Source organism: Falsiroseomonas sp., assembly GCF_030695085.1.
In the GTDB taxonomy this organism is placed as follows: Bacteria; Pseudomonadota; Alphaproteobacteria; order Acetobacterales; family Acetobacteraceae; genus Falsiroseomonas.
Window position 1 is genome coordinate 1 of sequence record NZ_JAUYTS010000060.1, and the last position, 8,026, is coordinate 8,026.

6 protein-coding genes are annotated in these 8,026 nt (G+C 69.0%); all 6 read right to left on the reverse strand.

Annotated features, from left to right (window positions below; translation table 11 throughout):
* Window positions 1-676 (reverse strand): ABC transporter ATP-binding protein (locus tag Q8S40_RS07335; RefSeq protein WP_305669860.1); only part of this gene is annotated, 676 nt, incomplete at its 3' end.
* Window positions 673-2,544, reverse strand: coding sequence for an ABC transporter permease (locus tag Q8S40_RS07340; protein ID WP_305669861.1), 1,872 nt, complete (start codon window positions 2,542-2,544; stop codon window positions 673-675). The genes Q8S40_RS07340 and Q8S40_RS07335, both read right to left, overlap by 4 nt.
* 21 nt (window positions 2,545-2,565) lie before the next feature.
* A complete protein-coding gene (locus tag Q8S40_RS07345; RefSeq protein WP_305669862.1) occupies window positions 2,566-3,684 on the reverse strand; it encodes an ABC transporter substrate-binding protein in 1,119 nt (372 codons plus the stop codon).
* 337 nt (window positions 3,685-4,021) lie between these two features.
* On the reverse strand, window positions 4,022-5,716 hold the full coding sequence (locus tag Q8S40_RS07350; RefSeq protein ID WP_305669863.1) for a gamma-glutamyltransferase family protein: 1,695 nt from the start codon (window positions 5,714-5,716) through the stop codon (window positions 4,022-4,024).
* Window positions 5,717-5,718: 2 nt separating this feature from the next.
* Entirely contained in the window at window positions 5,719-7,320 is a 1,602-nt protein-coding gene (locus tag Q8S40_RS07355) for an ABC transporter substrate-binding protein (protein WP_305669864.1), read from the reverse strand.
* Window positions 7,320-8,026: FAD-binding oxidoreductase (locus Q8S40_RS07360; protein ID WP_305669865.1), on the reverse strand; the 707-nt coding region annotated here is incomplete at its 5' end. The genes Q8S40_RS07360 and Q8S40_RS07355, both read right to left, overlap by 1 nt.

The window sequence follows — 8,026 nt, forward strand, 5'->3', positions numbered from 1 at the left end:
GGAGCTGCGCGATCAGGTCGGCAAGCTCGCCGGTCTCGGTGGGATTCATGCCCGCGGTCGGTTCGTCGAGCAGCAGCAGGTCAGGCTCCGCCACCAGGGCACGGGCAATCTCCAGCCGCCGGCGGTTGGCGTAGGACAGGCTGAAGGCGGGCGCGTCGCGGCGTGGCCACAGCCGATCCCCGAACAGCTTCAGCGTGGCCTCCGCACGGTCTTCCAGCAGGCGGCGGCGGCTGGCGTAGCCCGGCAGGCCGAACAGCGCCGAGACCATCTCCGGCACCGCGCCGAAGGCATGCGGCAGCCGGCCGCCGCCGATCAACTGCACCTGCGTGCCGACCAGCACGCTTTCCAGCACCGACAATCCGGGAAACACCCGGCTGGTCTGGAAACTGCGCGCCACGCCAAGCGCGCTGATGCGTTCCGGCGCAAGCCGCGTCAGGTCGTGCGGACCGAGGCTGATGCGCCCCGCATCCGGCCGCACGAATCCGGTAATCAGCCGCACCAGCGTGGACTTGCCCGCGCCATTGGGCCCGACGATGGCGATCAGCTCGCCCCCCGGCACGGTGAAGGACACCTTGTCGGTCGCGACCAGCCCCCCGAAGCGGCGCGTGACGCCATCGAGCACCAGCGCGCCAGGGTGGCGATGGCTGCCCAGCGCCTGGGTCAGCGCCGCGCTCATCGCACGCCGCCCAGGCCCTGCGGCCGGAAGCGCAGCAGGCCGAGCAGGATCAGGCCATAGACGATCATGCGCCAATCATCGAAGGCGCGCAGCGCCTCCGGCAGGATCGCCAGCAGCACGCCGGCGATGACGGCGCCGGCAATATTGCCCATGCCGCCAAGCACGACCATCGAGATCAGCACGATGGAGGTTTCCAGGATGAAGGAATCCGGGCTGACGAAAGCCTGCAGCCAGGCGAACTGCGCGCCGGCCAGGCCGGCCATCAGCCCGGCCACGGCGGCCACCATCACCAGATAGCGCGTCACCGGCACGCCGGCCGCGTGCGCCGCCGGCCGATCCTCCCGGATGGCACGCCAGGTGCGGCCGATGGGCGATTCCAGCAGGCGATGCGCGATGACGTAGCAGACCGCCAGCAGCACGAGCGCGAGCCAGTACTGCCGTTCCAGCGGCTGCATCGACAGCCCGGCGATGCTGCCGCGCTGGATGCCGGCGATGCCCATCGGCCCGCGCGTCAGCTCGATCCAGTTCAGGAACAGCAGGTAGCCCACCTGCCCCACCGCCAGCGTCGCCAGCGCCACCGCATGCCCGGTCAGGCGGATCGCCGGCAGCGTGGCGATTGCTGCCATCGCCGCCGTGCCGAAGGCGGCCGCGAGCAGGATACCCTCCACCGGCCAGCCATGGTTGCGGCCGAGGATGGCGCAGACATAGGCGCCGAAGCCGAACAGGGCCGCGTGGCCGATGGAGATCACGCCGGCCGAGCCGGACAGCAGCGTCAGGCTCAGCGCCAGCATCGCGAACACCGCGCAGCCTGCCGCCACCTGCACGACATAGGCGCTGCCGAACAGCGGCAGCAGCGCCGCCAGCGCCATCACGCCCAGCACCATCCACAGCTTCGGCCGCAGCACCCAGTCGCGCGTGCGGGCCGTGGCACCGCCGAGGCTGGCGACGATCGAGGTGGTGGGGATCGCGCCCGAGGCGCCGCCGACTCCACCCAGCGCCTCCAGCTTACCGGTGCCGAGCAGACCCTGTGGCCGCACCATCAGCACCAGGATCAGCAGCGAATAGGCGATCAGGTCGCGGGAGCCTTCGCCGACATAGCCGCTGGCGAGATTCTCGAAGATGCCGAGCAGGAACCCGCCGAGCACCGCGCCGGGAATGCTGGCCAGGCCGCCGAGCAAGGCGGCCGCGAAGCCCTTGATGCCGAAGGGCACACCCATCTGCGGAAAGACAGATTGGTAGTACATGGCGACCAGGATGCCGGCCAGGGCGCCCAGCGCGCCCGCCATGCCGAAGGCGATCTGCCGCATCAGCGCGACATCGATGCCCATCTGCGCCGCGGCTTCCGGGTCCTGTGCCGTGGCGCGCAACGCGCGGCCGGTCCAGGACCGCGAAAGGAACAGCATCAGCCCGCCCATAACCGCCAGCGAGATGACGAAGGTGGCGATGTCCACGCCGGTCAGGAAGGCGCCGCCGACGAACACGACATAGGATTGCAGCGGGCTCGGGAAGGGCTGCGATTCGGCGGACCAGATCAGCTCCGCGCCCGCATCGGCGATCACCGCGATGGCCAGCGTGGAGAGCAGCGGCGCGATCGCCGGTGCGTTGCGCAGTGGCCGCAGCGCCAGCCGTTCCACCAGCATCCCCACCGCCGCCGTCGCAACGACGGACAGGATGCCGGCGGCCACGATCGGCACGCCCCACTGGATCAGCGTGAAGGCGAAGAAGGCGCCCAGCATCAGCAGCGCGCCCTGCGCGAAGTTGATCAGGTTCGCCACGCCGAACACCAGCGAAAAACCAAGGGCGATCAGCGCATAGACCGAGCCGATCACCAGCCCGTTCAGCAACTGGCTGAGAAACAGCTCGATCACGTCAGTTAGGTTCCAATGGACTCAGGTGTAGAGTTCGTACTTGCCGTTGCGGATCACCAGCAGCGTCATCGGCTTGCGCGGCGTGCCGTTGACGAAATCGGTGGTGCCGGTCACGCCCTCATAGGGCGGCAGGTCGTCGATCGCATCGCGCAGCGCCTCCCGCGTCACCGGCCGGCCGGCCTGGATCAGCGCCTTGGCGCCCTCCGCCGCGATGGCGATGGCATCATAGGCGAAGGCCGCCCACTGGTCCGGCTCCCGCCCATACTTCGCCTTGTAGCCCTCGGTGAAGGTGGCCTTGGAGGGATCCGCTGGGAAGAAATAGGTGGTGCAGATCACCCCCTCCGCGGCCGGGCCGGCGAGACGCAGGAATTCGGGATTGTACAGCGGGTCCGCGCCGCCGACCGGCACGGTGATGCCGGCCTGGCGCAGTTGCTGCATGAAGATGGCCGACGGCGCGTAGTGGCTGGCGAGGAAGATGCCATCGGCGCGCGATGCGCGGATCTTGGTGATCATGGCCCGGAAATCGCGCGCCTGCTGCGTCATCGCTTCCGACAGGATGACCTCGCCGCCGCGCTTCTCGATCTCGGCCTTGGTCGCCTGCGCGACATAGATGCCCCAGTCGTCCTGGAAGTAGGGCAGCGCGATCCGCTTGGTGCCGAGGCGGTTGACCATCAGCTCCGCATTCAGCTCGGCCACGATGTCCTGCGTATTGGGCATGCGGAACTGGTAGGGGCTGATCTTGGTGTAGTCCGGGTGGGAGGCCGTCGGGCTGACCTGCGGCATCCGCGCCTGGGCGAAGACCTGGCCCGCGGCCATCGAGGCGGTGGTGGTGAAGCTGCCGATCGCGGCGACGATCGCGGCGTCGCCGACGAAGCGCTGCGCGATGTTGGTGGATTGCAGCGGGTCGCCGCGGTCATCCTGGAATTCCACCTCCAGCCGCCGCCCGGCGATTCCGCCGGCCGCGTTGGTCTGTTCCAGGAACAGCTCCCCCGCCTCCCGGAAGCGCTGGCCGTTGGCAGCGAAGTTTCCGGTGAAGGGGCCGAAGAAGCCGAACTTCACGATGCCGGATGTACCGGCCCCCTGGGCGGAAAGCTGGCCCGGCATCAGCGCGACGGCGCCGAGGCCTGCCAGGCCACCCATCAAGCTGCGTCGTTGCATCATGGCGCAAAGCCCCGGTCTGAGGGTTGAGGATGAGAACAGACTTATCCAGCCGAAATCAGCCAGCAAGTCTCATGCCACAAGAAGGACGATCATGCTGCCGGCGCCTCACCCTGTGGAATTCCCTCGCCCGGAAGCTCCGGTTCAGGGCAGGAGCTCGCAGCCGCCAGGTGGTTTGCGCGATTCTCGATGGACAAGCTCCGGGCCACTGCCTCGCTCAATCACCACCCTTACCGAGCCTGTTGCGTGGGCACAGTGCGCGTCAGACGCGGCATTTCATGCGAACCACGGATCGCCGCCACAGATCCCGGTCGGTCGCTCAGCTCGCGATGGCATAGGCCGGGCGGCGGGGGTCGGCGCCGGCGGCCATCAATCCGCTGGCGGGGTCGGTGCGGATCGCCTCCACACTGCCGGCGGCATAGGCCCAGTCGGGCCAGGCCTGGATCTCATGGCCCAGCACCGTCAGCGCGGCGCGGGTCTCGGCCGGGATGCGTGATTCCACCGCCAGCTTGCGCGGGAAATATTCGAAGGGCGCGAAGGAGGAGGGGAAGGCGTAGGTCGCGATGCGCGGCGCCTCGATGGCCTCCTGCACCTCCATCCCGAAATGCAGCACGTTCAGCAGCACCTGCAGCATGGACTGCACCTGCACATCGCCGCCCGGCGTGCCGAAGGGCATCACGCCGCCATCGGCCAGAACCGCCAGCGCCGGGTTCGGCGTGAGGCGCGGCCGCTTGCCCGGCGCCACGCCGCAGGGATGCGCCGGATCGACCCGGCTCTGCGACCCGCGTGCGGATGGCACGATGCCGAGGCCCGGCACCACGGGGGAATTCCACGACCCGTCGGAGGGCGTGGCGCTGAAGGCGTTGCCCCAGCGATCGACGACGCAGACATAGGAGGTATCGGCCTCCACCTCCGGTGGTTTTTCGCGGATCGGCGGGGGCAGTTCGGTGCCGTTGCCGATCAGCGGCGGCGGCATGTCCGGGCAGGCCGCGTCACGCCGAAAACCGGCGGCGCGGGCGGCGATGTGGGCGGCCGAGAGCAGCTGGTCCAGCGGCACATCGACCATGGCCGGATCGCCGAAATGGTATTCCCGATCGGCCAGGGCGGCCTTCAGCGCCTCCGCGATCACATGCAGGTATTCGGCGCTGTTGTGGGCCAGCCCGTCGAAGCCGATGCGCTCGGCGATCAGCAGCGCTTCCAGCAGCGCGGGGCCCTGGCACCAGGGGCCGCAGGTGGAAACGGCGTGGCCGCGCCACATCCGCGTCACCGGCGGCTCGATGCGGCTGCGGAAATTGGCGAGGTCATCGCGCGACAGATAGCCGCCCTGGTCCTGCTGGAAGGCGACGATCCGGGCTGCGATGTCGCCCCGGTAGAAGGCGGCATGGGCGGCGGCGAGACCGGCGGCGCGCCCACCGCCCGCAGCGGCTTCCTGATCCACCATGTAGGTCAGCATGGCGGCGAGATCGGTCTGCACGAATTTCTGGCCGACCTCCGGTGCGCGGCCACCGGGCAGATAGATCGCGGCGGTGCTCGGCCATCGCATGTAGGATTCGAACTTCTGGACCAGGTTCTTCACCATGGTCGGGTGCATCGCGAAACCATCCCGCGCATGGCGGATGGCGGCGCCGGCGACCTCGCCGAAGCTCATGGTGCCGTGGCGTTGCAGGGCGGTGATCCAGGCATCGGGTGCCGCCGGCACCACGGTGCGCAGCACGCCGGGCGGCATTTTCCCGCCATGCTCGCGCAGGAACAGGTCTGCCGGAAAGGCCATTGGCCAGTGGCCGAGGCCGGCGATGGTCTCCACCTCACCGGCGGCGTTGCGCAGAATGATCGGCGCGACGCCTGCGACATTCACGATGTCCGACTGCACCACGCCGAGGGTGATGCCGGCGGCCACCCCCGCATCGATGGCATTGCCACCGGCCTCCAGCACCGCATGGCCGGCGGCGGTGGCCAGGTAATGCCCGGCGGAGACCGCGTGGCGGGTGCCGTACAGCGTGGGGCGGCCCGCCATGGTCACTCCGCCGGGCGCGCGTGGACGGCGACCACCTGCTCATCCATCCGCGGCGTGTAGGTGATGCCGCGCCGCGTGCCGATCGCCGACATCTGCACATAGAGTGGGATCTGCACATGCAGGTCCTGCACCTGATGCATCGCCTGGCGCACCGCGGCCTCCCGCCCGTCATCCATCCGCACCATCACCTCCCGCACCATGGCGTCCACCGCCAGGTCGCTGAAGCCGCTGCGATTGGCGCCGCCGAGGTTCCGCGGCACGTCGCGCGTGTGGAAGGAGGTCGAGAGCACATAGGTGGCGTCGCCGGAGGAGAAGGAACGGCCGACGAAATGCATCGGCAGCAGCACCCGGGCGGGGCGGATGCGCGGGAAGAACACCGTGCTCGGCGTGACATCCACATTCATCTTCAGCCCGGCACGCGCCAGCATCTGGCCGACCGCCTGGCAGATGCGGGCGTCGTTGACATAGCGGTCGTTGGAACAGGAGATGGTCAGGCCGAAGCCGTCCGGGAAGCCGGCCTCCGCCAGCAGGCGGCGCGCGCCGGCAACATCGGCGGGCGGCACCGGCACCGCCGGGTCATAGCCGCCAAAACCCTCCGGCGTCAGTTGGCCGGAGGCGACGGCCTGCCCCTCCATCACGCGCTCGACCAGCGCCTTGCGGTCGATCGCCATGGAGAGCGCGCGGCGGACGCGGAGATCGGAAAGCGGGTTCACCGGCAGCGGCTGGCCATTGCCATCGACCACCAGCGGCAGCGGGTCGGTCGCGACGTTCAGCGACAGATACATGATCCGGTCGGTCGCACGGCTGGCGATATTCACGCGCCCTTCCCGCCGCAGCCGCGAAAGGTCGGTCAGCGGCACATCCTCGATCAGGTCGTAATCGCCCGCGAGCAGACCGGCGAGCCGCGCCGCGTCATTGGCGACGACACGGACCTCCACCTCGCTCCAGGCCGGCTTGCTGCCGTAATAGGACTCGTTGCGCTGCAGTCGCATGCCGGTGGGGGAGACGCCGTTGCCCATGACGCGATAGGGGCCGGTGCCGATGGCGGCGCGACCCCGGTTGAAGTCCTCCGTGCTCGCATTCGCCGCGGCGCGGGCGGAGACGATGAAGACATTCGTCATCTGGCCGGGGATCAGCGGATTGGGCTCGCTGGTGTGCAGCCGCACGGTCAGCGGATCGACGATCTCGACACGGTCGATGGTGCGCAGGTTGATGGTGTAGGGGCCGATATTGCCCGGCACATTGGGGATGCGGGCGATGGAGAAGGCGATGTCCTCCGCCGTGAATGGCGTGCCGTCATGGAAGGTGACGCCGGGGCGCAGTTTCAGCTCCCACAGCGTGGGCTCCACCGCGCGCCAGCTTTCCACCGCGCCGGGCACCTGGCGGCTGTTCTCGTCGCGGCTGATGACGGTGTCGTAGATGTGCCGGGCCGCGGCCATGTTCGGGCCGTTGAAGAAGAAATGCGGATCGATGCCGAAGGTCGATTGCGTCGCCATGGTCAGCGTCTGTGCGTGGGCGGGGGCCGCGAACGGCAGGCACATCGCACCCAGGGCCAGCAGCCGGGACAGGATCGTACGGCCCGGGGTCTTGCGGAACGGCAGCATCAGACGCCTCCATTCTTGACGCGCCAGCCATCCAGCCGGTCGCGGAGTTGATAGGCCGTGCCCACCACCGGCATGAACCAGGGGTTGCCCGTGTAGAATGGTCGCGTGGGAAAGCTCAGCCGCGCGAAGGCGGAGACGCGGTTGGAACCGCCGAGAATCTGCTGCGCGGCAACGCGGCCGAAATGCGTCATGCCCACCACCCCGCTGCCGTTGCAGGCCATGGCGTAGTGCACGCCATCCTGGATGCCGACATGCGGCATCATGTCGAAGGCGAAGGCGACATTGCCCTTCCAGCCATGGGTGATGCGGACGCCGGCCAGATCCGGAATCAGATCCACCAGGAAGCGGTGCAGGGTCGCCGCCGCCAGCTTGGGGTCAGTCTGCACGAAGCTGGCGCGGCCGCCGAACAGGATGCGGCGATGGTCCGGCGAGGGGCGAAAATAGTAGAGGATCTTCTTGGTGTCGCCATAGACGCGCAGCTTCGGCAGTGCGCGGCGCACACGGTCCTCGCCCAGCTCCTCCGTCGCGATCAGGTAGCTCGCGACCGGGATCAGGCGGCGGCGGAACCAGGGGGTTGCCGCCCCGGTATAGCCATTGGTCGCCAGCATCAGGTGCCTCGCGCCGATGCGGCCCTTGTCGGTGGTGACGACGAAGCTGCCATCCGGCTGCCTTGCGTAGCTTTCCAGCGTCACGCCGGAGGCCAGGG